Source organism: Bradyrhizobium sp. LB14.3 (assembly GCF_040547985.1).
Taxonomy (GTDB): Bacteria; Pseudomonadota; Alphaproteobacteria; order Rhizobiales; family Xanthobacteraceae; genus Bradyrhizobium.
This window is the reverse complement of sequence record NZ_JBEPQT010000016.1, coordinates 52801-75825: the sequence shown is the minus strand read 5'-3', so window position 1 is coordinate 75825 and position 23025 is coordinate 52801. Positions and strand designations below refer to the sequence as shown.

Annotated in this window: 27 protein-coding genes and 3 pseudogenes; 20 read left to right on the top strand and 10 right to left on the bottom strand. The window is 62.6% G+C overall.

Annotated elements, in window-relative coordinates; translation table 11 throughout:
• Positions 1-115 precede the first annotated feature (115 nt).
• The 3 genes from soxC to ABIB00_RS25705 all read left to right on the top strand — a co-directional run bounded on the left by soxC (position 116) and on the right by ABIB00_RS25705 (position 2315).
• Positions 116-1387, top strand: coding sequence for a sulfite dehydrogenase (gene soxC, locus ABIB00_RS25715; protein WP_354106292.1), 1272 nt, complete (start codon positions 116-118; stop codon positions 1385-1387).
• On the top strand, positions 1374-1916 hold the full coding sequence (locus ABIB00_RS25710) for a c-type cytochrome (RefSeq protein ID WP_354106291.1): 543 nt from the start codon (positions 1374-1376) through the stop codon (positions 1914-1916). Before soxC ends, ABIB00_RS25710 begins: the two co-directional genes overlap by 14 nt.
• Before the next feature lie 114 nt (positions 1917-2030).
• Complete coding sequence (locus ABIB00_RS25705; RefSeq protein ID WP_247444028.1) at positions 2031-2315, top strand: hypothetical protein; 285 nt, start codon at positions 2031-2033, stop codon at positions 2313-2315.
• Between the two features lie 6 nt (positions 2316-2321).
• On the opposite strand, the gene ABIB00_RS25700 is transcribed toward ABIB00_RS25705, so the two are convergent.
• The 3 genes from ABIB00_RS25700 to ABIB00_RS25690 all read right to left on the bottom strand — a co-directional run bounded on the left by ABIB00_RS25700 (position 2322) and on the right by ABIB00_RS25690 (position 5445).
• Entirely contained in the window at positions 2322-3536 is a 1215-nt protein-coding gene (locus ABIB00_RS25700) for a mandelate racemase/muconate lactonizing enzyme family protein (protein ID WP_354106290.1), read from the bottom strand.
• 153 nt (positions 3537-3689) lie between these two features.
• Positions 3690-4976 carry an NRAMP family divalent metal transporter gene (locus ABIB00_RS25695; RefSeq protein ID WP_354106289.1) on the bottom strand — a complete coding sequence of 429 codons (1287 nt, stop codon included), beginning with the start codon at positions 4974-4976 and terminating at the stop codon, positions 3690-3692.
• A gap of 283 nt (positions 4977-5259) precedes the next feature.
• Positions 5260-5445, bottom strand: a complete 186-nt coding sequence (locus ABIB00_RS25690; protein WP_211398252.1) for a hypothetical protein — start codon at positions 5443-5445, stop codon at positions 5260-5262.
• Between the two features lie 247 nt (positions 5446-5692).
• Between ABIB00_RS25690 and ABIB00_RS25685 the strand changes: the two genes are divergently transcribed.
• The gene (locus ABIB00_RS25685) at positions 5693-5962 is read left to right on the top strand and encodes a hypothetical protein (protein WP_354106288.1); all 270 of its coding nucleotides are present in this window, start codon (positions 5693-5695) and stop codon (positions 5960-5962) included.
• A 69-nt stretch (positions 5963-6031) separates the two neighbouring features.
• On the top strand, positions 6032-6205 hold the full coding sequence (locus ABIB00_RS25680) for a hypothetical protein (RefSeq protein ID WP_354106287.1): 174 nt from the start codon (positions 6032-6034) through the stop codon (positions 6203-6205).
• 233 nt (positions 6206-6438) lie between these two features.
• Here ABIB00_RS25680 and ABIB00_RS25675 read toward each other — a convergent pair whose 3' ends face one another.
• Positions 6439-6597, bottom strand: a complete 159-nt coding sequence (locus ABIB00_RS25675; protein WP_354106286.1) for a hypothetical protein — start codon at positions 6595-6597, stop codon at positions 6439-6441.
• A 212-nt stretch (positions 6598-6809) separates the two neighbouring features.
• Here ABIB00_RS25675 and ABIB00_RS25670 point away from each other — a divergent pair, with 212 nt between their 5' ends.
• From ABIB00_RS25670 to ABIB00_RS25660, 3 genes are all read left to right on the top strand, one after another.
• The gene (locus tag ABIB00_RS25670; RefSeq protein ID WP_354106285.1) at positions 6810-6986 is read left to right on the top strand and encodes a hypothetical protein; all 177 of its coding nucleotides are present in this window, start codon (positions 6810-6812) and stop codon (positions 6984-6986) included.
• 675 nt (positions 6987-7661) lie between these two features.
• Positions 7662-7910 carry a hypothetical protein gene (locus tag ABIB00_RS25665; RefSeq protein WP_354106284.1) on the top strand — a complete coding sequence of 83 codons (249 nt, stop codon included), beginning with the start codon at positions 7662-7664 and terminating at the stop codon, positions 7908-7910.
• A gap of 341 nt (positions 7911-8251) precedes the next feature.
• Complete coding sequence (locus ABIB00_RS25660; RefSeq protein WP_354045137.1) at positions 8252-8521, top strand: DUF6894 family protein; 270 nt, start codon at positions 8252-8254, stop codon at positions 8519-8521.
• On the opposite strand, the gene ABIB00_RS25655 is transcribed toward ABIB00_RS25660, so the two are convergent.
• The 5 genes and pseudogenes from ABIB00_RS25655 to ABIB00_RS25635 all read right to left on the bottom strand — a co-directional run bounded on the left by ABIB00_RS25655 (position 8515) and on the right by ABIB00_RS25635 (position 11660).
• Positions 8515-8718: a hypothetical protein gene (locus ABIB00_RS25655; RefSeq protein ID WP_247350673.1), complete on the bottom strand. Its 204-nt coding sequence runs from the start codon at positions 8716-8718 to the stop codon at positions 8515-8517. The genes ABIB00_RS25660 and ABIB00_RS25655 overlap by 7 nt on opposite strands.
• Positions 8715-8915, bottom strand: coding sequence for a hypothetical protein (locus ABIB00_RS25650; RefSeq protein WP_354106283.1), 201 nt, complete (start codon positions 8913-8915; stop codon positions 8715-8717). The genes ABIB00_RS25655 and ABIB00_RS25650 overlap by 4 nt, the downstream gene beginning before the upstream one ends.
• Before the next feature lie 794 nt (positions 8916-9709).
• Positions 9710-10528, bottom strand: coding sequence for an FAD-dependent monooxygenase (locus tag ABIB00_RS25645; RefSeq protein WP_354106360.1), 819 nt, complete (start codon positions 10526-10528; stop codon positions 9710-9712).
• Between the two features lie 184 nt (positions 10529-10712).
• Positions 10713-11152, bottom strand: a pseudogene (locus tag ABIB00_RS25640) (FAD-dependent monooxygenase); the annotation flags it as partial.
• A gap of 307 nt (positions 11153-11459) precedes the next feature.
• The gene (locus tag ABIB00_RS25635; RefSeq protein ID WP_354106282.1) at positions 11460-11660 is read right to left on the bottom strand and encodes a hypothetical protein; all 201 of its coding nucleotides are present in this window, start codon (positions 11658-11660) and stop codon (positions 11460-11462) included.
• Between the two features lie 212 nt (positions 11661-11872).
• On the opposite strand from ABIB00_RS25635, the pseudogene ABIB00_RS25630 reads away from it, so the two are divergent.
• From ABIB00_RS25630 to ABIB00_RS25600, 7 genes and pseudogenes are all read left to right on the top strand, one after another.
• Positions 11873-12055: pseudogene (locus ABIB00_RS25630) on the top strand (YciI family protein); the annotation flags it as partial.
• A pseudogene (locus ABIB00_RS25625) lies at positions 12052-12216 on the top strand (RNA polymerase sigma factor); the annotation flags it as partial. The pseudogenes ABIB00_RS25630 and ABIB00_RS25625, both read left to right, overlap by 4 nt.
• Positions 12217-12368: 152 nt before the next feature.
• Positions 12369-12668: a hypothetical protein gene (locus ABIB00_RS25620; RefSeq protein ID WP_354106281.1), complete on the top strand. Its 300-nt coding sequence runs from the start codon at positions 12369-12371 to the stop codon at positions 12666-12668.
• Between the two features lie 63 nt (positions 12669-12731).
• Positions 12732-13160: a GNAT family N-acetyltransferase gene (locus ABIB00_RS25615; RefSeq protein WP_354106359.1), complete on the top strand. Its 429-nt coding sequence runs from the start codon at positions 12732-12734 to the stop codon at positions 13158-13160.
• Positions 13161-13396: 236 nt separating this feature from the next.
• A complete protein-coding gene (locus tag ABIB00_RS25610; protein ID WP_354106280.1) occupies positions 13397-14665 on the top strand; it encodes a CaiB/BaiF CoA transferase family protein in 1269 nt (422 codons plus the stop codon).
• A gap of 188 nt (positions 14666-14853) precedes the next feature.
• Complete coding sequence (locus tag ABIB00_RS25605; RefSeq protein ID WP_354106279.1) at positions 14854-16083, top strand: acyl-CoA dehydrogenase family protein; 1230 nt, start codon at positions 14854-14856, stop codon at positions 16081-16083.
• A 9-nt stretch (positions 16084-16092) separates the two neighbouring features.
• The gene (locus ABIB00_RS25600) at positions 16093-16656 is read left to right on the top strand and encodes a flavin reductase family protein (protein WP_354106278.1); all 564 of its coding nucleotides are present in this window, start codon (positions 16093-16095) and stop codon (positions 16654-16656) included.
• A 25-nt stretch (positions 16657-16681) separates the two neighbouring features.
• Here ABIB00_RS25600 and ABIB00_RS25595 read toward each other — a convergent pair whose 3' ends face one another.
• The gene (locus ABIB00_RS25595) at positions 16682-17590 is read right to left on the bottom strand and encodes an NAD(P)-dependent oxidoreductase (RefSeq protein WP_354106277.1); all 909 of its coding nucleotides are present in this window, start codon (positions 17588-17590) and stop codon (positions 16682-16684) included.
• Positions 17591-17756: 166 nt separating this feature from the next.
• Here ABIB00_RS25595 and ABIB00_RS25590 point away from each other — a divergent pair, with 166 nt between their 5' ends.
• The 5 genes from ABIB00_RS25590 to ABIB00_RS25570 all read left to right on the top strand — a co-directional run bounded on the left by ABIB00_RS25590 (position 17757) and on the right by ABIB00_RS25570 (position 23020).
• Complete coding sequence (locus ABIB00_RS25590; RefSeq protein WP_247443805.1) at positions 17757-18740, top strand: ABC transporter substrate-binding protein; 984 nt, start codon at positions 17757-17759, stop codon at positions 18738-18740.
• Positions 18741-18816: 76 nt separating this feature from the next.
• Positions 18817-20511 (top strand): dihydroxy-acid dehydratase, encoded by a 1695-nt coding sequence (gene ilvD / locus ABIB00_RS25585; RefSeq protein ID WP_354106358.1) that lies wholly within the window; start codon positions 18817-18819, stop codon positions 20509-20511.
• A gap of 120 nt (positions 20512-20631) precedes the next feature.
• Entirely contained in the window at positions 20632-21477 is an 846-nt protein-coding gene (locus ABIB00_RS25580; protein ID WP_354106276.1) for an ABC transporter ATP-binding protein, read from the top strand.
• A complete protein-coding gene (locus ABIB00_RS25575; protein WP_354106275.1) occupies positions 21474-22259 on the top strand; it encodes an ABC transporter permease in 786 nt (261 codons plus the stop codon). The genes ABIB00_RS25580 and ABIB00_RS25575 overlap by 4 nt, the downstream gene beginning before the upstream one ends.
• Positions 22256-23020, top strand: coding sequence for an ABC transporter permease (locus tag ABIB00_RS25570; RefSeq protein ID WP_354106274.1), 765 nt, complete (start codon positions 22256-22258; stop codon positions 23018-23020). The genes ABIB00_RS25575 and ABIB00_RS25570 overlap by 4 nt, the downstream gene beginning before the upstream one ends.
• Positions 23021-23025: the final 5 nt, after the last annotated feature.

Sequence of the window (23025 nt, the reverse complement as noted above, 5' to 3'; positions counted from 1 at the left end):
CCGCCGGATTTAGATCAGTCGAGGTCGAAATCGCCTATTTTTGAAACAGCTGCGAATTGCAAATGCACGTCGCAGAATGTTTCATGCGGGTGGCGCTTCAGCCGAGGATCCGCAAATGAGCAGCACGTTCGACGCCGACGACAAATCCGCAGGCACGACTCGCCGCCTCTTTCTGCGCGGCAGTGCTGCGGTGGCGGGCGGCACCGTCATGGGCGCCGGTGCATCGGCTGTCGCCGAGACCGACAACCTTCCACCCAACGTTCCCGAATGGATGAAGGCGCCGGGCGAACCGATGGGAAGCCAGCCCTATGGCGCGCCGTCACCGTTCGAGAAGGGTGTCGTCAAGAACATCTCGAAGACTCTCAAGCAGTACATATCGGCCTCCGGCCGGACTCCATTGCAGGAGCTCGATGGCATCATCACGCCGAACGGACTGTTCTACGAGCGGCATCACGGCGGCGTTCCGACCATCGATCCGGCTCAGCACCGGTTGATGCTGCACGGGCTGGTCGAGCGTCCGCTGATCTTCACAATGGACGATCTCAGGCGTTTCCCGTCGGAATCGCGCGTCCACTTTCTCGAATGCTCCGGCAATCCCGGCTACAGCAAGCCTTACGGCAAGACAGCATCGGACCTTGTGGGTCTGGTGAGTTGTGCGGAATGGACCGGCGTCAGTCTCAAGCTGGTGCTCCAGGAGGCCGGGTTGAAGCCGGAAGCCAAATGGGTCGTCGCCGAGGGCGCCGACGCCGCTGCGCTGACCCGCAGCATCCCGATCGAGAAATGCCTCGAGGACGCCATGTTGGTTTACAGCCAGAACGGGGAGCGGCTGCGTCCGCAGCAAGGCTATCCGCTGCGGCTGTTCCTGCCTGGCTTCGAGGGCAATATGAGCGTGAAGTGGCTGCGCCGCCTGCATGTGACGGCGGAGCCGGTTTATTCGCGAGAGGAGACCTCGAAATACACCGACCTCCTGCCGGACGGCACCGCACGTGAATTTTCGTTCTTCATGGAGGCGAAGTCGATCATCACGCGGCCCTCGGGCGGCCAGCGTCTGAACGCGCCCGGCTTCCACGAGATCACCGGCATCGCCTGGAGCGGGCATGGCAAGATCGCGCGCGTCGAGATATCCGTCGACGACGGCAAGAGCTGGCAGGACGCGCGATTGCAGGAGCCGGTGCTGACGCGCGCTCTCACGCGCTTCCGTCTGCCGTGGCGATGGGACGGCAAACCTGCCGTGATCCAGAGCCGGGCCATCGATGAGACCGGCTATGTGCAGCCGACGCTGTCGGAGCTGCTCGCGGTGCGCGGCGAGAACTATTTCTACCACAACAACGCGATCTGGCCCTGGCGCATCGCGGCTGACGGTGAGGTGACCAATGCGCAGGCGTGAGATTTGCAGCATCGCCGTTGCAATCGTGGTCTCTGTCTTTGCATGCGAAGCGCAGGCGCAAAGCCTGTACGGCATCGGGCACCCGGCGACGGCTGCGGAGATCGCAGGCTGGAATATCGATATCGGGCGCGACGGCAGCAATCTGCCGAAGGGAAATGGCTCAGTCAGCCACGGGCGCGAGGTGTTCGCCCAGCAATGTGCTTCATGCCATGGCGACCAGGGCGAGGGCGGACTGGGTGATCGGCTCGTCGGAGGGCAGGGCACGATCGGGACTCCTAAGCCTATCCGAACGGTCGGCAGCTATTGGCCTTATGCGCCGACGCTGTTCGACTACATCCGTCGCGCCATGCCGCAGAACGCGCCGCAGTCGCTGAGTGACGAGGACGTCTATGCGGTGTCCGCCTATATCCTGAACCTGAACGGGCTGGTGGCAGCCGATGCGGCGCTCGATGCAAAATCGCTCGCGGCCGTCAATATGCCGAACCGCGACAGGTTCGTTGACGATGCGCGGCCTGATGTGAAAAAGTGATGGCCTTGTCGCGATCAGGTTCCACGCGGCGGCTCGGAACTTGCTTATGCGAATGGTGGAACTCGCGGGACGTCATTGAATTAACCTGCGAGAGGAAAAAATATGGATCATACGATGGCAACTGATCGCTTCGCAAACTCCATGTTGTCAGCGCTTCGCCATCCCGGCGTGATTGCGTTGATTGTGGCCGGCGTGACGATTGCTGCGATGCTCATCGTCGATCATGGGCCATGGAATCGCGCCAAGACGCAGCCGGCTCACGTCGCGATGTATGCGACCACGGGAGAAGCTGCGCGAGCCGCTGGTGCGGCAGTGCTCCCGACCGAACAGAAGTCGCCGATCGAGCCGGAGCGGCCGGGGCCGAACACGTCCCCGACCATCAATCCCGTGACGCCGTAGTCGGCCTTAGCCTTTGCGACCGTAGTTGAGGAGCCCGCCGCTGGCCTTTGGCGGATGCGCGCGAAGGGCTTCCTCGTTCGGCTCGGTGCCCCAGCCGGGCCGGTCTGGAATAACCAGATGTCCGTTCGCAATCTCCGGCTCATGCGTGAACAGCTCGCGGTCCCATGCCAAGCGATCGATGTCGATCTCCATGATGCGCAGGTTCGGCACCGCGGCGCAGAAATGCGCATTCATCATCGAGCAGAGATGGCCGTAGAAATTATGCGGTGCGACGTTGACTTCGAACGCTTCCGCGGCGGCTGCGATTTTCATCGACTGCCAGACGCCGTTCCAGGGCGTGTCGATGATCGCGACATCCATCGCCTGCTCGTGGAAATAGGGCAGGAATTCCCGCAGGCCCAATAGCGTCTCGCAGGACGAGATGGGATGCGGGCTTTGCCTGCGGATGTAACCGAGCGCTTCCGGGTTGAAGCTGTCGATCTCGATCCAGAACATGTCGAGGTCCGCGATGGTACGCAGGATCTTCAGATAGCCCTCGGTCTTGGCGTTGAAGTTGCAGTCGAGCAGAATGTCGACGTCGGGGCCTGCACCGTCGCGGATCGCTTCCAGATGCATGCGCAGGTCGCGCAGGATTTTGCGGTCGACGTTGATCTCGGGGGCGAAGGGAGAGCCGAATCCCGGCCGCCAACCGGTCGGCTTGCCGTCGTCGTAGGAAAAGATGTTGGTCTTGAGCGCGGTGAACTTCTTCTCGCGCACCTCGCGTCCCATTGCCTTGACGCCGTCGAGGTTCTCGATCGGCGGCTTGTACCAGGACGGATGATTGATCCGCCATGTCGCGCAATGCGACCAATAGACCCTGACGCGGTCGCGGATCTTGCCGCCGAGCAGTTCGTAGCAGGGCACGCTGAGACACTTCGCCTTGGCATCGAGCAGTGCGTTCTCGATCGCGCCGAGCGCCTGCGCCACCACGCCGCCGGCGGCGGGACGTGTGGCCGCGAACAGCTCGGCGTAGATTCGCTCGTGCCGGAAAACGTTTTGCCCGATGACGCGGGCGGAGAGGCGCTGGATCGCAGCGCCGACGCCGGGCGAGCCGAAGCCCTCGTCGAACTCGCTCCAGCCGACGATACCGTCTTCGGTCGTCAGCTTGACGAAGTGGTAGTTTCTCCAACCGGCATCGCAGGCGAGAATTTCGAGACTTGTTGCTTTTGATGATTTGGTCATGTCGCTCCCCGTCGCCCGGCCGGGCTTTGCTTTTTCTTGAGGCCCGGTCGCAAGCCCCGGCCCTGGTCGCAATTGTTAGGCCAACCACGGATCGGCGTGAAGCCCGCAGCGGGCCTGGCCCTAGACGTTTTACGGCCATTGTCGCAAGGTTAGTCAGCCGATCGCGGAGGAACCGAGCAGAGCAAGCACGGCCAGCGCCATCAACGCGGTGCCGAGCCAGCCCAATACGATGAGCCATGACCGGGCCTTGAAGCGGCCCATGATCGCCTTGCTCGAGACGATCAGCATCATCATCGCCATGATCGGAACGGCGACGACGCCGTTGAGCACGGCGCTCCACACCAGCATTTGAATTGAGCCGATCCCGGTGAAGCCGAGCCCGAAGCCCATAATGGTCGCCGCGGCGATGATTGTGTAGAAGCCGACCGCTTCGTCCGGCTTGGCCTCTAGCGTCGCGCGCCAGCCGAAGATCTCCGCCACGCCGTAAGCGGCCGAGCCCGCCAGCACCGGAATTGCGAGCAGGCCCGTGCCGATGATGCCGGTCGCGAACAGGGCGAAGGTGAAGTCGCCGGCGAGCGGCCGCAGCGCTTCGGCGGCCTGCGTCGCCGAGTTGATGTTGGTGACGCCATGTGCGTGCAGGACCGACGCGGTGGTGAGGATGATGAAGAAGGCGATGCCGTTGGAGAGCAGCATGCCGGCGAGGGTGTCGACCCTGATGCGCGCGAGTTCGGGATTGCCGCCGCGCTTCAGTCCGCGAAGCGGCTTGTCGCGCTTGCCCTGATTCATCTCCTCGACCTCCTGCGAAGCCTGCCAGAAGAACAGATAGGGGCTGATGGTGGTGCCGAGCACGGCGACCACCATCATGAGGTAGTCGGCGCTGACATTGGCCTTCGGCCACACCGCCGCGAGCAGCGCCGTGCTCCACGGGATATTCACGGTGAAGGCCGTCGCGACATAGGCGAACAGCGCCAAAGTGAGGAATTTCAGCACCGGCGAATAGCGCCGATATGGCAGAAACACCTGCAGCAGGGTCGAGCCCGCCGCGAAGATCAGCGCGTGCTCGTGGTTGAGGCCGCCGATCACCAGCGAGAGCGCCTCAGCCATCGCGGCGATGTCGGCGGCGATGTTGAAGGTGTTGGCGGCGACGAGCATGGCGACGAGCGTTAGCACCGCCCAGCGCGGCGCGATCTGCATCACGTTGGCAGCCAGCCCCTTGCCGGTGACGCGGCCGATCCGGGCGCTGACGAGTTGGATGGCGATCATGAACGGTGTGGTCAGAAACACCGTCCAGAGCAAGCCATAGCCGAATTGCGCGCCGGCCTGCGAATAGGTGGCGATGCCGGACGGATCGTCGTCGGCCGCCCCGGTGACGAGACCCGGCCCGAGCCTTTGCAACAGCGTCGGCGACGATTTCGGGGGGGTGAGGGCACTGTCGGTCATGGCAGGAGGGGACCTCGGTCGGGGGCGTCCTTAGCAAATGCTAATGAGGGAACAAGGTTCCGAGCGGCGCATGAGCTGGCTTCTCGCTCATTTCTGATAAAGCTAATCGACTTTTGACTCGTCGGGCGAAACACCTGTATAAGTGCATCATCGAAGAACACTCGGTGCCCGCTTTTGCGCACATCCCTAGCGCAACCGGCGACCATGGACGGCCGTCGCGCGTCCGCAACGTGCGCATGGAGAGCAGCGAGGTGTTTGTCCCCTGAGCGAGTACGCTTCGGGACTATTTGATGCTGACGAACATGCCCCAGGCGCCGGCCAGCGCGGCGCCGGAAAAGACGATCAGCGGATTGTCGCAGAACGCGCTCCCATAGGTGCACATGGTGACGCCGAACGAGCCGATCTCGTGATGGCTTGCGGAATAGAACAGTCCCGACAGCACCAGCAATGCAGCGGCGACGTAATACATCGACGATCTCTCCGAAGCTTTCCCGATTGCGTCTTTCGCAAGGGACACGTTCCAGCATGGCGCGAACGAATTGCATCCTGCCGAATGTGCCTTGCTGCATTTGAACTAAAGTCGATCAGTCCCGCGAGACGTTGCCGCCATTGGTTGCAGTTTGCTGCGCTGTCTACGTTTGATTCGGGACGGGAACATCTGGACGCGCGGTCCATTAACGAACAGGAATTGGCTGGACCCAACCTAGGAGTGGCCCATGGGCGCCGAAAGGATGCACTCTCCGCGGTACTGGCGAATGCGGGCAGAAGAATTCCGCACCAAGGCGGACAATTGCGAGTACGCCGAGACGCGGGAAGTGCTGCGCAAGGTGGCGGAAAATTACGATGAACTGGCGCGCCGCGCCGCGCGCATCTGCACCGTCCCGACCCTGGGCGAAGGGCGACGGCAGGAATCCCACCAAGTCGTTCAGGACTACGCCGAGGATCAGCGCGCGATCATGGGACGTCTAGGCGCGCCCATGAATTAGAAGCGCTACCGCGCCAGGGAACAAACGTTCACTTTGGGACTTAGAACTCAGTTCGCCAGCGAGGGGGAGATGAGCAAGGACCAGCAAGCCGGGCCGTTGAGAGTCCATCATCATCAGCCGGGGCCGTCGTGCTCCAAATGCGAGACGTCCACGCACTACCTGACCTCGATCCTCGACGTGCAACGCGATCGCCCGGTCCTGATCTACCGGTGCGATGGTTGCCGCGAGGAGGTCTGGGTGTGAGCGAGGCTGTCTGCCGGCGGTCCCGCAGAAGCGCAGACCCTGAAAAACAGCTAGTTTGAAGGCCCGCAGCTCAGCGCCGCGATCTTCCCGGAGGCATTAAAAGTGAGGATCGCGCTCACGATGCCGTCGCGGGAAACGTATGAGATGATCGTTGCGTCCGCGGTCGGCTGGAGGTTGTCCAGGCGGGATGCGGGGTAGTTCTTCATGCGATCGACCCAATACTCCCGCAAGCCTTACTCCCACAAGCCTTGCCGGCCCGAGATCGTATTCATGCCGCCGCAGCCGCAATGGACCACCGCGTCGTCAGCATACATTGCCAGAATGGTTTCGATATCGCCGTCGCGGTAGGCATCGAGCCAGTCAACCGCAGCGGCCATCGGGTCAAAGGACATGATCCTACCTACGTGATCCTACCTACGTGCCGTTTCTCGCCGTGGTTTAGGGGCGGGTCGTGAACGTGAGGTGAAAGGCGCGGGTTCGGATTGCGCAAGAGGGCAAGAGCGCACCGGATGGCTGCAGGCGAGCTTCCCGTGTTCACTTTTGGACTGTCCTAAATCGTTTCATAACCTACGCTGCGAATAGAGCAGGAAGACGGGAGCTTGTCATGCTCATCAGCAAGGAATTCGAGGCCTATCTCGACGTGCAGAAAACGCACCAGCTTGACGGAAGCCAAACGACACGACGATTGCTGCGCCGTTCGCGGGAGCAGATCGAGATGTCAACGACACTGCTTCAGCAACGGGTTCCGAAGATCTGGCACCCTGAGCCTCCAGAACAATAGAAACCTCGTCCGCCGTTCCCGCGTTGCGCGGAATGGCGAACCAAGACACCAGGCAGCGGCCTATTTGTGCTGCGTGCAACATACCCATGACGTTCATCGACGCGGTTGCTTCACCGGACGGGGCGATTGCCATCTTTCGGTGCTCCGGGTGCAACAAGCTATGCTGGGAGAAGCCCAGACGAGATCAAAACTAAGGCCGCCTCGGTCGGCGCCTTCAGGCTGCCAACGCTGCCCCCATAGCGGCTGAACCTCTGGCCTGCTTTGACCTGCGAGTGGAAAGAAACGGCCCCAGCGCGGCGGGCCGAGCTGAGGCCGTGGAGGTTGTCGGTCGTTCATCCGGACCGACACCCGAATAACCCTTTGGCCCTTAAAGCTGTTCCTAATCGGGTGGCGTGTTTTTCGCTGTCGCGTAGCTGCCGGGGCCGTGCTCCGGCCGGTTTGCGTGCCCAATGCGGCATGGCGCGTCTCGACGAAACACGCCTGAAACAGTGCTGAAACCAGATAGTCTCGAACTCCCCGCCCGCGGCGCCCGACCAACCAGGCGAAAAGGAGATCACCATGATCCAGGTCGGCTCGAAGGAAGAAGTCGCGTTTCTGCTGGCGCTGTTCGGCACGCACACCCAGCCGGTCAAGCGGCCGAAGTCGACATCGCAGCAGGCGTGAGGCGCTGATCCCATGCCAGGTTTGGCCGAATGCCAGAGCCTCTTGCGCCTTCTGATCGCAAGGGGCGACCCGAAAGCCGTCCCGCTCGCCCAAGGCGCTATCGATTCATACCTGAACACGGCGCCGGTGTGCATGCGCGGGCGCGGCCTGCGCGTGCTCCAGCGCGATGCACTCGACCAGCATGGTGCCGCGGTCGGCGTGCAGCGCTCGTTCGCCGAGACGGTGGATGCCTATATCGAGCGGAAGCTTGCGGAGGAGTGAGGGTGGCAAGTGTCATTTCGCCCCTGTCGCTTTCGCCCGTGAAGAGACCGGGCACGAACGCGGCAACTGATGCTGCCGCGTTCGCGTCTTCATCGAATTTCACGCTCGGCTTCCGCGCGGTTACTGGGTCGGCGGCAGCACCTGTCTGGTTGCTTGTTTTGCTTGAAACCGTCGTCGTGGGATGAGTGATAGGCCGTTGTGGCGCGCGCATCCGTGACGCAGGCGCGGAATCGGCGAGCAGGACGCTGGAGTTCCTGGAACTCGTTGATTCCCCACAGATTTTTTCGTGCCGCCGGAAACCCTTTGTCCGCTTCGGACCTATTACGGCAAAGGATGCTGCAATGCCCCGATATTATTTCGACCTGCGCGACGAGACCGGTGTAGCGCTCGACGAGGAAGGGCTGGAGCTGGCAAGCCCTCGCTCCGTTCACGCGGAGGCCGCCAAGTCGGTCGCGGATATGGCGCGCGACGCCATCCTCTCCGCGCCTCCCGCCGGCCGCAGGCAGACGATGGCGATCGACGTTCGCGATGCCGCAGGTCCCGTGATGCAGGTGAACTTCTCGTTCGCGATCGAGATCTTCAGGACAGCTTCAGAATCACGCGATCATTGACGCGTCAGCAATGTCGCCGACTGCTCGGGCTCGAGCACGGCGATCTTGCGGCCGAGCTGCCAGACCTCGACCTTGCCGTGCCGCGTGAATTGCTGCGCGAAGATGAGCGCGGTCGCATCCGACGTGGCCTCGAAAGCTTCGGCGGAGCGGAAGACACCGTTTTCGCCGACCAGGTAGGCGCGATATTGCTGTGTCATGTCGGAGCCCTCAGACCCGGGGAATGCAGCCAGGCGTCGATGCGAATGGCCGTCTCGTCCTGCCGCGCGCGGCGCAGCAGCATCTCGCGGCGGCGCCCCGGCGCGAGCGTGCGCGCCTCCTCGCGAAGGCGTGTCGCTTCGTCTGCGAGTCGCTCATGGAGGGGTTTGGTCTGCTTGAAGCGTCGACGCGTCAGCATGGCGCATGTCCATCGTGCGAGCAGGGGGAGCGCAACCCCGGCGTTGTCGTTGCCGATCGATGCCGAGTGAGGCGCGGTGATGTCTCAAGCCTAGGCCGCCGGTTTCGCACCGTCTTTGTCATTTGCTATTTTGTTTAGAAGAATCTTTCGGGGGTGCGCGCGGCTAGTCTGAGCGGCTTGAGTGGCTTACTCATTTTGCGGTGCAGGATGCGAGCTGCGGTGGACCGCATCGGCTCGGGCAGCAGCGCCGCGGCGACCGATGAGTGCGCATCGATTTCACCTCCGCGCTACCGTCGTCCCACCTCCTTCAGCGCCCGATGCGGACCACCTCATTGCCGTCGCGAACGCATGCACGCCGGCGAGGTGCAGCGCCAGCAGGCGGCGGGCCGGGGCGCCGGAGAGGTCGTCGAGGTCGATCGAGAACATGGATGCCGGCCTGTGGTCGCGCGCCGCCGGGACGAAGGAGCTCGTCGCAGATAGTAGAGGAGTGTTCTCAACGGGAGCGCCTGCGTACAACGCGTTCATTGACGGGGGCATGACTGGCGCCACGACCAGCAGTAGCTCCGCGTCGTCGATGTCCGGATCGCCGCTGACCGAGCACGCACAGCTTGATCAAGAGGCTGTTTCCGCCGGTTCCTTCGTCGATTGCCTCGGAAACTGGACCGACACGCCGGCCGGCGCTATGCCTGCCCAATACTCGCCAGAACCACTGCTCCCTTCCGCCGCGGGAGTAGTCGCTCCCGAAGAGGTCCGCCGTCTCAGTCGTGTCAATGAGTCGAATGCGGGCAGTGTTTTCACGTCGGGAAGTGCGCCAGTCCCGTATCTGCCTTCCAGGCCGCAGCCGGTCCGAACCACCTCGTCAGCGCGTTAGCGAGTTCGTGTTGGCGCTGATCTCCCACCCAGGCCACGTGCCCGTCGGGCCGCACCAGCACGGCGCCTGGTGCTGCGACTTGTCCGATCGCCGGAAGCTGCCACGGGCCGTCGCAATCGGCGTAAATGCGATCGATGCGATCTGCCCAGGGCGCAATGTCGAGGCCGCCTGTCTTGCTGAAATTGAGCAGCAAGCCCCGCGCGCCATGTAGCAGCGTGAACAATCGCAGCGGTCGTCCGTCGATCGTGAGATCGAGATCGGGCATGCGGCGCCCGAGCAGTGGATGTCCTTTGCCCAGATCATAGTGCACGTCGAGCCCGCTCATCATCGCGCCAAAACGCTGGCGCGGCTCGTCCATCGCGAGCAGCTCCGCCACGATGTCGCGCGCGGCCTTGAGGCCGTCCTCGCCACGGCGGAGCAGGGCGATTTGCGCCATGGTGTTGCGTCGCACGCGCGCGGCGACGGGATGGCGCTCGGCACTGTAAGTGTCGAGCAGGCTTTCGGGGGATATGCCTTTGACCACCTGCGCGAGCTTCCAGCCGAGATTGACCGCGTCCTGCGCGCCGATGTTGAGGCCTCGTCCGCCGACGGAATGATGGATATGCGCGGCATCGCCGGCGAGCAGCACGCGTCCCTTGCGATAGAACACGGCCTGCCGTGCTGCATCGGTGAAGCGGGATCCAGGACGGGCTGTGCAGTCCGAAGTCGGTGCCGTACACGGCGACGAGGGCCTCGCTGAGATCGCGCAAGCCGGGTTCTCCGGTGCGGTCGAGCGTCGCTTCGGTCAAGACCACCAGCACGCGTCCGCTCGTGGTCTTGCTGAGGCCGTGAAAGCCGAGCGCATCGTGGCGCAGGCCCCAGGCCGGCTCGCAAGCCGGTTTTTGGCGCATTTCGACCTCGGCCATGAGGTTGCTCAGCGTCGGATCGGAGCCGGCGAACTCGATGCCGGCGGCCTTGCGCACCAGGCTGCGGCCGCCGTCACAGCCGACCAGATAGTTTGTGCGCAAGGTCTCGCCGTCGGAGAGCGTCAGGTCGATGCCGGTCTCGTCCTCCGCGAAGCCCGTCACCTCCAGGTTTCGATAGATCGGCATAGCGAGCTCTTCGACCCAGCCGGCCAGGATGCGCTCGATATGGCTCTGCCGCAGTGCGAGCCCGTAAGCGTGCCGGGCGGGGAGGTCGCTGATGTCGAGCGTGGTCCAGGCGAAGCCGGCGAGCTGGGTGATCTGTCCTTCGCGCAGGAAACGATCCGCGACGCCGCGCTGGTCGAGGATCTCGATGCTGCGCGCGTGCCTGATAGCTCCTGGTCGGCGCGCCGTTCGACCACGGCGACGTCGACATTCGCGAGCGCGAGCTCCGCGGCCAGCATCAAGCCGGTCGGGCCACCGCCGACGATCACCACGGCGTGGTCGGTCGCGTCGCCGGCGCGGGCCGGTGTGGTGTGGCCGCGCGGCCGGGACGTCGGATGCAATACGGACATGTGGTGACCCCCTCGAGTTTGGATATTGTTCGGGTCGAGGGTTCTACGGCAGGGCCGGGGGCTTGAAGCAAGCCCGTTGCACACCACATATCTGAGTGGGAGAGGAAATCCCCCTTCCGCGTCCGCCACGTTGACACATCGGGCAAAACACCGGCAGAATGGCATCATTGAGATGCGTGCCGCCCGCGGAAGCGGCCTAGTCATCCTTCGACAAATCGCCGGGCTTGGTGGGAAGGTTGATGGTGCCGCCGTCGCCGTGCACGAGATCGCGGCCCTTGTCCTCCGTCTCGCCGGCGTCTTCAACGATGGCCTCTCGCGTGTTGCGCTCCTTCTCGATGCGCGGCTTTTGTCTTGGAAGATTTCGCGACGTCTGTTGGGACGTAGTGTTGCGTGTCATCTGTCGGTCCTCCTGATCGCCTAACGCAGCCTTGGCGAATTCGTTCGTTTGACACGTCGGGCAACACACCGGCAGAATGATATCATCGAGACGAGTTGGTTCACCCGCGCGGAAAACATCCGCCGCGGGTTTTTTTGTCTTGATTTCGAGATCGGACGGCGGTGGCGCATTGCGGCCACGCACTCGTCGAACCTCGAGCGCCGATCGGCGCGCCGTTGGTGCTCGACGGCCCCTATGCGGAGACCAAGGAGCAGTTGCTCGGCTTCTACATCGTCGATTGCAAGAACCTCGACGAGGCTCTCGATGTTGCGCGCGACCTCGGATCGGCCAATCCCGGCGGCGCCTATGAGGTGCGTCCGGTCGGCGTGTTCAGGCCCGGAGGGAATCTGACGTGAGCGAGGCCGATACCGCCTGGATCGAGACCGCGCTGACCTCGGCGCGCCCCCAGGCGGTCGGCGCGCTGCTGCGCTATTTCCGCGATCTCGACACCGCCGAGGAGGCCTTCCAGAACGCCTGCCTGCGCGCGCTCAAGACCATCCGCGGCGTCGTGCCGCCGTCGTCCGAACCATTGCTGGCCGTGCACGCGCGAACGTGCCGGTCGCGGAGTTGGGCATTTGCTCGCGCCGCTGCGGTCTCCGGAGCCAATCTGGTTGTGTCCTTCTACTTCGCTAACCGCGGCTTCGAAAATGTCGCAAGGATCATCAAGCGGTGAAAATGCCAGATGATGAAATCAGGGCAATCGTTGCCGAGACGCTGGCCGAGCAACACAGGCTTCAGCAGGCGAATATCGATGCGATCGTATTGAGGAAGGTGGCATCGGTGCTGGCCTCTTTTGGAATCGAGGATGACGACCGAAAGGAGCTAAGGGCTGATTTTCAGCACCTACGCCGATGGCGAACGAGCGTGGAGCAGGCGCAGAGCTACACCTTCAAGGCCGTCATTACAGTGATTGCCACCGGCCTGATGGGTGCGGTTTGGCTAGGCGTCAAGGTCGTGCTCGGCAAGTGAGCCTCAACCGCGACGACATTGCTGTACTTCCACTCACGTCATTCTTCGCCAATGGACCGTCTCATGTACAGAATTCGCATTGTCGATGCATCCGATGACGACATCGCCGAGACATTGGCCGATCTGCATCAGTTGACGTTCTTCGATGCGGCTGCCTTGCCACAATTCGAGTTAGGGGCGTGGTGGCTTGCCTATCACGGCGATGAGGCGGTAGCCTTCGCCGGTGTCGTGCCCTCAACGCACATTCGAAATGGCGGCTACTTCTCCAGGGTCGGTGTGTTGCAGCGGCATCGGGGACGTGATCTTCAGTGCAGGCTGATGCGGGTGATCGAGGCGAGGGGACGGCGTATTGGATGGGACAGCATCGTCTCGGATACGACGGACAATCCGGTGTCTGCCAATAATTTCATCCGGGCGGGCTATCGGCTCTTTGAGCCCCAAGTGCCCTGGGCTTGGTCGCATACGCTTTACTGGCGAAAGCGGCTTCGCTGAGCGAATGGAGCCAGGTTTCCCGCGGTGCGACACGTGATTCGCGCAACGTAAGATGGTTCGCGCGAGATGAAGCGCAGCACGAAACGTCCAAGGGCCCGGCAGCTTGACAGCTGCCGGGCCCTTTTGCGTATTCGAGCGATGCGGGTGAAGCACTTGCGAAGTCAGCGGTGGCGCGCTTTAAGTTTGCTCTCGCAGGAAATTCGGCGACCACAAGCCGATGTAAGGGAGCTCGATCGATGCCCACCAAGCCACAACTGCCGGAACGTTCGCCGCGGACGACGGGAGGGCTGACCGCACTCGATGGTCTACTGGTCGTCGATTTCACGCGTGTGGTTGCCGGTCCGGCCTGTACGCAGACGCTTGCCGATTTCGGCGCGCACGTCATCAAGATCGAGAATCCGGACGGCGGCGACGACACGCGTGCGTATGAACACGCCGAGATCGGTGGAGAGAGTGCTGCCTATCTCAGCTTGAATCGCAACAAGCGCGGCATCGCGCTCGACCTGACCGTACCGGAGGCTCGTGAGATTGCGCTGGATCTGATTCGCAAGGCCGACGTGGTCGTCGAGAACTTTTCCAGCGGGGTCATGAAGAAATTTGGCCTCGATTATGAAGCTGTTGCGCCGCTCAATCCGCAGCTGGTCTATTGCTCGATCTCCGCCTACGGGCGCACCGGGCCGTTTGCCTCGCGTCCCGGTTTTGATCCGATCACGCAGGCGGAAAGCGGCTTCATGTCGCTTAACGGATTTGCCGATGGACCGGCGGTTCGCACCGGCCCGCCCATCGTGGACATAGCGACGGGGATGTCTGCCTGCAACGCCATCCTGCTGGCGCTGTTGGCGCGGGATCGGCTCGGTCGCGGCCAGCATGTCGAGGTCGCCCTGTTCGACATCGCCATGGGCATGACGAGCTTCTACGGCATGGCTTATCTGATCAATGGCGAGAACCCTGGGCGGTTCGGTAATTCGCCGAGCGGGTCTCCCACCGTCGGCGTCTACGAGGCCTCCGATGGGCCGCTCTACATCGCGTGTGCCAACGACCGGCTCTATCGCAGGCTGGTCGTCGAGGTGCTGAACAGGCCTGATCTCATAACCGATCCGCAGTTTGCAACGCGCAAAGCCCGCTCTGAGAACAAGGAGCTTTTGCGAGCAGCCATCGCGGAGGTCTTTGCAAGCGATACCCTCGAGAGCTGGATGGCGAAGATGAAGCTCGCCAATATCCCGGTCGGCTATCTCCGGACGGTCGAGGAGGGGTTCAATGCACCGGAGGCGCGAGAGCGCCATCGCTTGAGCCGGATTCCGCATCGTACGGCAGAGTGGGTCCCGAACATCGAGCCACCTATTGCCATGAGCCTGACCGGTTCGGTTGATCCTGTGGCTGCTCCGCTGCTGGGCGAGCACACGGAGCAGGTTTTACGTGATACGCTCGGTTATGACGAGCGTCGGATATCGCAGTTCACCCAAAGGGGTGTCTTTGGCTCAGGTAAGCCCTCGGCGTCGGTTTGAACCTGAGGGGTTGATCCTGCAGGCTAAGCCTGGCGCGGTTCGCAGTTCTCGGCGTCGCGATACCGCCTTCGCGACATCGCAATCCTTCCCGGGCGGCCGGGTTCAGGTCGACCATACCCAGCGGGCGCCGCCTCGGCTTGATTTGGCAAAAGTCTCGCCTCATAACTGCGTGAAAGCGAGGGATACCAATGGCGCCTGGTCAAGAGCCGAGCGTGGGCCAGCCCGCGGGGGCGCAATCCGATGAACGTGCCCATGCGGCAATGGTCGCGAAGGCCCGGGCGCTCGTACCACGGCTGCGAGACCGCGCGGCACGAACGGAAGAGCTGCGGCACCTGCCGCCGGAGACCGAACTGGACCTGCACGAGGCCGGCCTGTTCCGGATGCTCCAGCCCAGGCGCATTGGCGGCGCAGAACTCGACTATGTCGCCTTAATCGATTGCGCGGACCTCCTCGGACAAGCAGACGCCTCGGTGGCCTGGAATCTGGCCAATCTGGCGAGCCATCACTGGATGCTCGGCATGTTCGAGCCGTCGGCGCAGGATCTGGTCTGGGGCCGTGATCCGGACGCGCTGATCGCATCCTCGTTCATATTTCCCGCCGGACGCGCCACGAGAGTGGAGGGGGGATACCGGCTCCATGGCAGCTGGCCGTTCTCTTCGGGCGTTGCCTCCTGCGCATGGAACATGCTCGCAAGCGTGGTTTACTCCGACGATGAGGCAGACGGCATCGAGTATCGGATATTTCTGCTGCCGAAAGCCGACTACAAGGTCCTTGATACCTGGAATGTCGCGGGACTGCGCGGCACAGGGTCTTGCGACGTGGAGGTCAGGGACGTTTTCGTGCCCGACTACATGACGGTCGCGGTGGGCGATCTTGCCGGCGGTCCGACTCCGGGGAGCGAGCTCAATCCCAATTCGCTGTATGCGCTCCCCGTGTTCGCGCTGTTTCCTTACGTCCTCTCCGGCGTCGCGCTGGGGAACGCGCAGGCGTGTCTCGACGATTATGCGGAGGTCGTCCGTCATCGCATTTCCACCTACAACCACGCCAAGCTGAGCGACTTTCAAAGCACCCAGATCAAGATCGCAGAGGCCTCGGCGAAGATCGACGCCGCACGCTTGATCATGCGCTCGGCCTGTCTGAATGCCATGGAGGATGCGCGGCGCGGTCATGTCCCCGATATGGCGACCAAGACCAGATACCGGCGCGACGGGGCTTATTCAGTAAACTCCTGCACGGATGCGGTTTCGATGCTGTTTGCCGCGAGCGGAGCGCGGGGTTTGTTCACGACGGGCGTGTTGCAGCGGCAGTTCCGCGATGCGCACGCGATCAACTCGCATCTCGCGTTCAATTTCGATGCGGCCGGGACCAATTATGGACGCGTGGCGCTGGGCCTGCCGTCCGAGAATCTCACGCTTTGAGGCCGGCCGATGAATGATCTGCCGAAGCAACCGGCCGTTCCCGATCCAGCCAACGAATTCGCGAACGACAGCTCGCCGATCGATCCCCGTGATTTTCGCAGCGCGCTTGGCACCTACGCTACGGGCGTGACGATCATCACGGCCGCGGCGCCTGATGGCAAGCCCTATGGCCTAACATGCAATTCGTTCGCCTCGGTCTCCCTGAATCCTCCGCTGGTTCTTTGGAGCCTGGTCGTCTATTCGTCCAGTTTGACCATCTTCCAGAACGCCAGTCATTTCACCGTCAATGTGCTTGGCGCTTCGCAACAGGCGCTTGCGAGCAAATTCGCCAAGTCGTCGGATGACAAGTTTACCGGTGTTGACTGGACGCCGGGCCTGGGCAACGCACCGGTGCTCGCCGAGAGCGTCGCCAATTTTCAATGCCGCTCGGTCAATCGCTATTACGGCGGCGACCATGTGATCTTTCTCGGTGCAGTCGAGGCCTATGCTTACAATGCGGCGGAGCCGCTGCTGTTCGCGCGGGGCGCGTTTGGTCGATTTCTCGCCGACGACGAGCCCAAGAAGTTACCCTAACGTGCTTCAGCTCGCGCTGGACGGTTCAGCGCTCCCGCGCCGAAAGCTTGTAGATTTCGAGTGCATCTGCATCCGCACCTCGCGCGGCCTTGGCGAGCCTGAAAAGTTGTCCCGCAAGCGAAGCCATGGGTACCGGCGTTGACGTCGTCTGCGCGACATCGGCGACCGTATCGAGGTCCTTGAGCATTGTAGCGATGTGACCGAGCGGCGGTGAGTGAATGCCCTGGACCATCCGTGGCACGAACAGCTGAAGCGGAATGGAGTCTGCGAAGCCGCCGGCGAGTGCTTCGGGCAATCGCGTGGCGTCGATTCCGGCGTTCACGGCAAGGCGCGTTGCTTCGGCAAGCACAGCCATCGCGCATCCGACAATCACCTGGTTGCAGAGCTTTGTAGTCTGGCCGGCGCCGGTCGGGCCCATGTGGGTGAACCTGCGTGCCATAGCGAGCACATAGGGCCGAACCCTCTCGATGTCGCCTGCTTCTCCGCCGGCCATGATCGCAAGGGTGCCTTCCTCGGCGCCCTTGGTGCCGCCAGACACCGGTGCATCGATCCAGCGAGCTCCATTCGCAGCTTTCAGTCGCGCTGCAAGGTCCCGTGCGGCGTCAGGATGGATCGATGAGAAGTCGACCACGAGCTTCCCTGCTCCGGCAGCGGTTGAAAGGCCTTCGGGCCCGAAGATCACCTCTTCGACGGCGGCGGCATCGGTCACGCACATGAAGACGATGTCCGAGCTCTCCATCAAGTCGCGTGGGGTGGCTGCACGCCTGGCGCCGGCCTCGACGAGCGCGGCCATCTTCCCTTCCGAACGATTCCAGACAATGACCTGATGGCCGGTCTCGAGCAGGCGCCGGGTCATGGGTGTCCCCATCAGTCCAAGGCCGAGATAGCCGAGCCGCTCGACGCCTTGCGGGTTTGTCCTGCTCGCTTCAGCCATAGGTTGCCTCCATCTGTCGCTCTGCGACCCTGCATTACCATACATGGCGCATGCCACGACGAAACCGCCCGGCCCGCATGGCTTGCTTGATTGTTTGAACCATGAAACATTTGCGGCGGTCGGATTGGATGGCGCCGGTCGGTGCCGGAGCAGCGGAGTGGGCACGATGCGAACCGTTTCGAAGTGGATCCTGGCTTTGGGGGCGGCAGCGGCCGTGAGTGCGAGTGCAGGCTCGTCATGGGCGCAGCAGACGATCCGTGTCGGCTGGACGATTCCGGCTGAGGAATCCAAGTACTGGATGATGCGCCGACCGGCTGAGTTTCCCAATATCGGCAAGACCTACAACATCGAATGGACCCAATTTCAGGGCACCGCTCCGATGACGCAGGCATTGGCGGCCGGCGCGCTGGATTGCGCGACGCAGGCGCCGCTGTCGCTCGCCAACGGAGTGGTTGGAGGCAACCTCAAGGCCTACATTGTGGCGCAGCACGTCTTCGAGAAGCCCGGCGGATTCTCGGTCTACTGGGCCGTCATGGACGACTCCCCGATCAAGTCAATCGCCGATCTCAAAGGCAAGACGGTCGGGATCTCCGTGATCGGCGGCGGCACGCAAGGCCCGTTCAATCTGCTGCTGAAGCAGAATGGCGTCGATCCGGCCAAGGACATCAAGCTGGTCGAGGTCGGCTTTGCCATTTCTGAAGATGCGCTGCGGCAGGGCCGTGTCGATGCGGTCAACATGAACCAGCCGTTTGCCGCGCGCGCGGAGGCAAAGGGCGGCACTCGCAAACTGTTCTCGCTGTCGCAGGCCATGCCAAACATCGTGCATATCCTGGAAGCCTGCCGTGCGGATTTCGTCGACAAGAACCCGGAGCTGGTGAAGGCTTACGTGCGTGACATCACCTCCGGCATGAAGAAAGTGCTGGCCAACCGCGAAGAGACGTTGAAGGTGGTCAACGAAGTCCTGAAGGCACCTATTCCGGTTCTCGAGACCTATCTGCTCAAGGACAATGATTTCGGCCGCGATCCCGGTGCGGCACCGAATTTCCCTGCGATCCAGAAGATGCTGGACATCTACGCGGAGACAGGGATGCTACCAAAATTGGATGTCGCGCAATTCAAGCATTCGACGATTGTCGCTCCTTTGCAATAGGCGATAGGCGAACGATCCGAGTGAGGAAGTCGCGGCGTTCAGGATGATCCGGACGTTGCATGAAGAAGATGCACGTATGAAGAAGTTGCGATCACGGATCACGACGGACGGCCTCGATCGGGCCCCGCACCGCGCGTTCATGCGGGCCATGGGGCTCGACGACGCTGCGATTGCCAAGCCGATGGTGGGCGTCGTCAGCATGAAGGGCGAACAGACGCCCTGCAACATGACCCACGACTTCCAGGTCGCGGCGGCCAAGACGGGCATCGAGGAGGCCGGCGGGACGCCGCGCGAGTTTTCGACCGTGTCGGTTTCCGACGGCATCAGCATGAATCACGAGGGGATGAAGTTCTCCCTGTTTTCGCGGGAGCTGATTGCCGATTCGATCGAAGCCGTCGTCCATGGTCTCGCCTACGATGCGCTGATCGGATACGGCGGATGCGACAAGACGCTTCCCGGCGTGATGATGGGGATGGTCCGGTGCAACGTGCCGTCCATTTTCATCTATGGCGGTAGCTCGCTGCCGGGCCGTGTGGACGGGCGGGCCCTGACCGTGCTCGACTCCTATGAGGCTGTCGGCAGCTTCATGACCGGAGAGATCGACGGCGCCACGCTCGAGCGGATCGAGCGCGCCTGCCTGCCGACCATCGGCGCGTGCGCCGGGCAGTTCACCGCGAACACCATGGGGATGGTGTCTGAAGCGATGGGCCTCACCATTCCCAACGTGTCGATGGTGCCGGGCGTCTATGCCGAGCGCTCCCAGATATCCAGGCGGGCGGGGCGCCTCATCATGGAGATGCTGGAGCGCGGCGGGCCCTTGCCGCGCGACATCGTGACGCGGAAATCCCTGGAAAACGGTGCGGCAATCGTGGCTGCCACGGGTGGTTCGACCAATGCTGCGCTGCATCTGCCGGCGATGGCGAACGAGGCCGGGATCGCATTCACGATCGATGATGTCGGCGAGGTTTTTGCGAGAACGCCGCTGATCGGAAACCTGCGACCTGGAGGCAAATATACGGCGAAGGATGTCTACGATATCGGCGGCGCGGCCGTGATGATCCGGGAGCTGATCCAGAGCGGGCATATTGATGGCAGTTGCCTGTCCGTCACGGGGCGTACCCTTGCCGAAGAATATGGCGCCGCCAACGCACCCGACGGAGAGGTCGTTTACGCGGCTCGGGCGCCAATCATGCCCGATGGCGGCGTGGCAGTGCTGAAGGGAAACCTCTGTCCTGATGGCGCGGTGATCAAGGTCGCGGGCTTGAAGAGCCAGATGTTCGAAGGTGTGGCGCGCATCTTCGAAGACGAAGAAGCTTGTGTCGCAGCGGTTCGCGACCGCAGCTACAGTGCGGGCGACGTGCTTGTGATCCGCAATGAAGGGCCGGTGGGCGGTCCAGGCATGCGCGAGATGCTTGGCGTCACCGCGTTGATTTATGGACAGGGCATGGGCGAGAAGGTGGCCCTGATCACGGATGGACGATTCTCTGGCGCCACTCGCGGAATGTGCGTCGGCTATGTGTCTCCCGAAGCCTTCGTTGGCGGTCCGCTGGCGCTGGTTCGCGATGGCGACAAGATCCGGATTGATGCTGCAAATCGGCGGATGGATATGCTCGTCGACGAGCAGGAACTCACTGCTCGCCGGCACAATTGGAAGCCGCGTCCGCCTCGTCACCGTGCTGGCGCCCTCGCGAAATATGCGCGACTGGTTGGCCAGGCGCCAGGCGGTGCTGTCACGCATGAAGGGCCCGCAGAATGGCCCTGGTTCGAATGACGCGGCGCACCTGCTCGGAAACAGTCGGTAGTCTGGCAAATTTCTTGCTAAGCTCGTGCCGCTGACGGGGACGTTCAGCGAGTCTGTTGCGCAGGATTCGCGCGAGTGAAGTGAGACGGGATGAAGGTAGTGCCTTCGAGATCGAGCGAATGGGTGAGGCCGGTGAGGCCGCAAAAACCGGCTTCTGCAATCATCGAGATCGAGCGCGTCTCGCAGGTTTTCCAGACCTCGACGCGCAAGGATCATGTGGCGCTATCGGACATCTCGCTGACGATCGACGAGGGAGCCTTCGTCTCCATCCTTGGTCCGTCCGGCTGTGGCAAGTCGACCCTGCTTTACGTCGTCGGCGGCTTCGTCAGCCCGACCAGCGGCTCAGCAAAGATAAAGGGACGGACAATCACGGGGCCAGGGCCGGATCGCGGTCCGGTGTTTCAGGAATTCGCGTTGTTTCCGTGGAAGACCGTGCTGGGTAACGTGATGTATGGCCCGCGTCAGCAGGGCGTGCGGGCTACTGAGGCGGAAGCGCAGAGCCGGGCCCTGATCGAGATGGTCGGACTCAAGGGCTATGAGGGCTTCTATCCCAAGGAATTGTCCGGCGGCATGAAGCAGCGCGTGGCACTGGCCCGAACGCTGGCTTACGATCCTGAGGTTCTGTTGATGGACGAGCCATTCGGTGCGCTCGATGCTCACACCCGGACGCGCCTGCAGAACGATCTCCTGAACATCTGGGAGCGTGATCGCAAGACGGTGCTGTTCGTCACCCACTCTGTGGACGAGGCCGTCTTCCTGTCGGACAAGGTCGTCATGATGTCGACATCGCCCGGCCGCATCCGCGACGTCATCGACATCGACCTGCCGCGGCCACGCCGGCGTAACGAGCTGCTGCTCGACCCGCGCTACCAGAAATACGTCGTCGAGATCGAGCGGATGTTCGACGAGAGCGACCTAATTGGGTCTTCGTCATGATATCGCCTGCTGCCTTGGCGAGACGTGCTGCCCCGGTGCTTGCCTGCATCGGATTGCTCGCAATGTGGCAGGTGGCGTCGTTCGCGCTAAAGAATGACAGCTTTCCAACGGCGATCGAGGCGATCCGGGCGATTCCGGACATTCTTGGCGACAGGGAATCGCTGATCAACATCCTGGCCTCGCTGCGCCGCATGGCGATCGGATTCGGCATAGCGGTATTGATCTCGATTCCGCTGGGCCTGTTGATGGGCCGCAGCCGGGCCGTTGCGGCCTTCTTCAATCCGCTGCTGATGATCATCTATCCGGTGCCGAAGGCGGCCTTGATGCCGATCATCATGCTGTGGCTGGGCGTCGGTGATGTCACGAAGACGCTGGTGATCTTTCTGGGCGTCAGCCTGCCCGTGATCTATCACAGCTTCGAGGGCGCCAAGGCAGTGGAAGAGAAAATGCTCTGGTCGGGCGCCGCGATGGGGCTTTCACCTGCGCAACGGCTGGTCCGGATTGTGCTGCCGGCGGCGCTTCCGGAAATCTTGACCGGGTGCCGCACGGGACTCGTGCTGGCGCTGATCACGATGATCACCAGCGAGATGATTGCCCGCCAGTCGGGCGCCGGCAATATCCTGTTCAACGCGCTCGACATGGGCCAATACGACACCGTCTTTGCGATGATCATCGTCGTGGGGGCAATGGGAATTTGCCTGGATGCGATGTTCGAGCGGGTCCGCGCAAGGCTGGTGCGGTGGTCCGAGCCTCAGTTCGACATGCCGCTGAGCTTCTCATGACATCGCGCCTTCACTCCACAAGCATCCTCGGGCTCGCGCCAATCGTGCTGGTGCTCGCGCTATGGCAGGGCCTCGTATCATTTGGCTTTGCGCCTGCAGTCTTGCTGCCGCCGCCGGGATACGTCTTCGGCCGGCTGCTCCAGCAACTTTTTTCCTGGACGTTCCAGCAGGATATCGCGGCGACCCTGATCAGGTTGTTTGCCGGCTTTGCGATTGCGGTCGTGCTCGGTGTCAGCGTCGGCATCGCCGCTGCCGCCAATCCGGCCATCAACGCCGTGGTTCGGCCGATTGTTCGCGTATTGGCGCCGTTGCCCAAGGTTGCGCTTTATCCGGCACTTCTGTTGCTGCTCGGCTTCGGACACGGATCGAAGATCACGCTGGTGGCGGCAGACGCACTCTTTCCCATTTTGCTCTCTACCTATTACGGCGCGTCGACGGTGGAGCAGAAGCTGATCTGGTCGGCCATGGCGGCGGGAACGCCGCGCTATGAGATCCTGTTCAAGGTGGTGCTGCCGGCGGCGATGCCGTCGATCCTGACCGGTTGCCGGATCGGCCTTGTCATTTCCTGCATCGTGGTGTTTCTGGCCGAGATGATCACATCGACGGATGGGCTCGGACATGCGCTCGTCACGGCGGCCCGGACTTTTCAGGCCGTCGATATGTTCGTGCCGCTAATCACGATCTCGCTGCTGGGGTTGATCCTGAATGGTCTGCTGGGGGCCGTGCGCGCGTACCTGCTGCGGGGTTTCCCCGAAGCATGAACTGC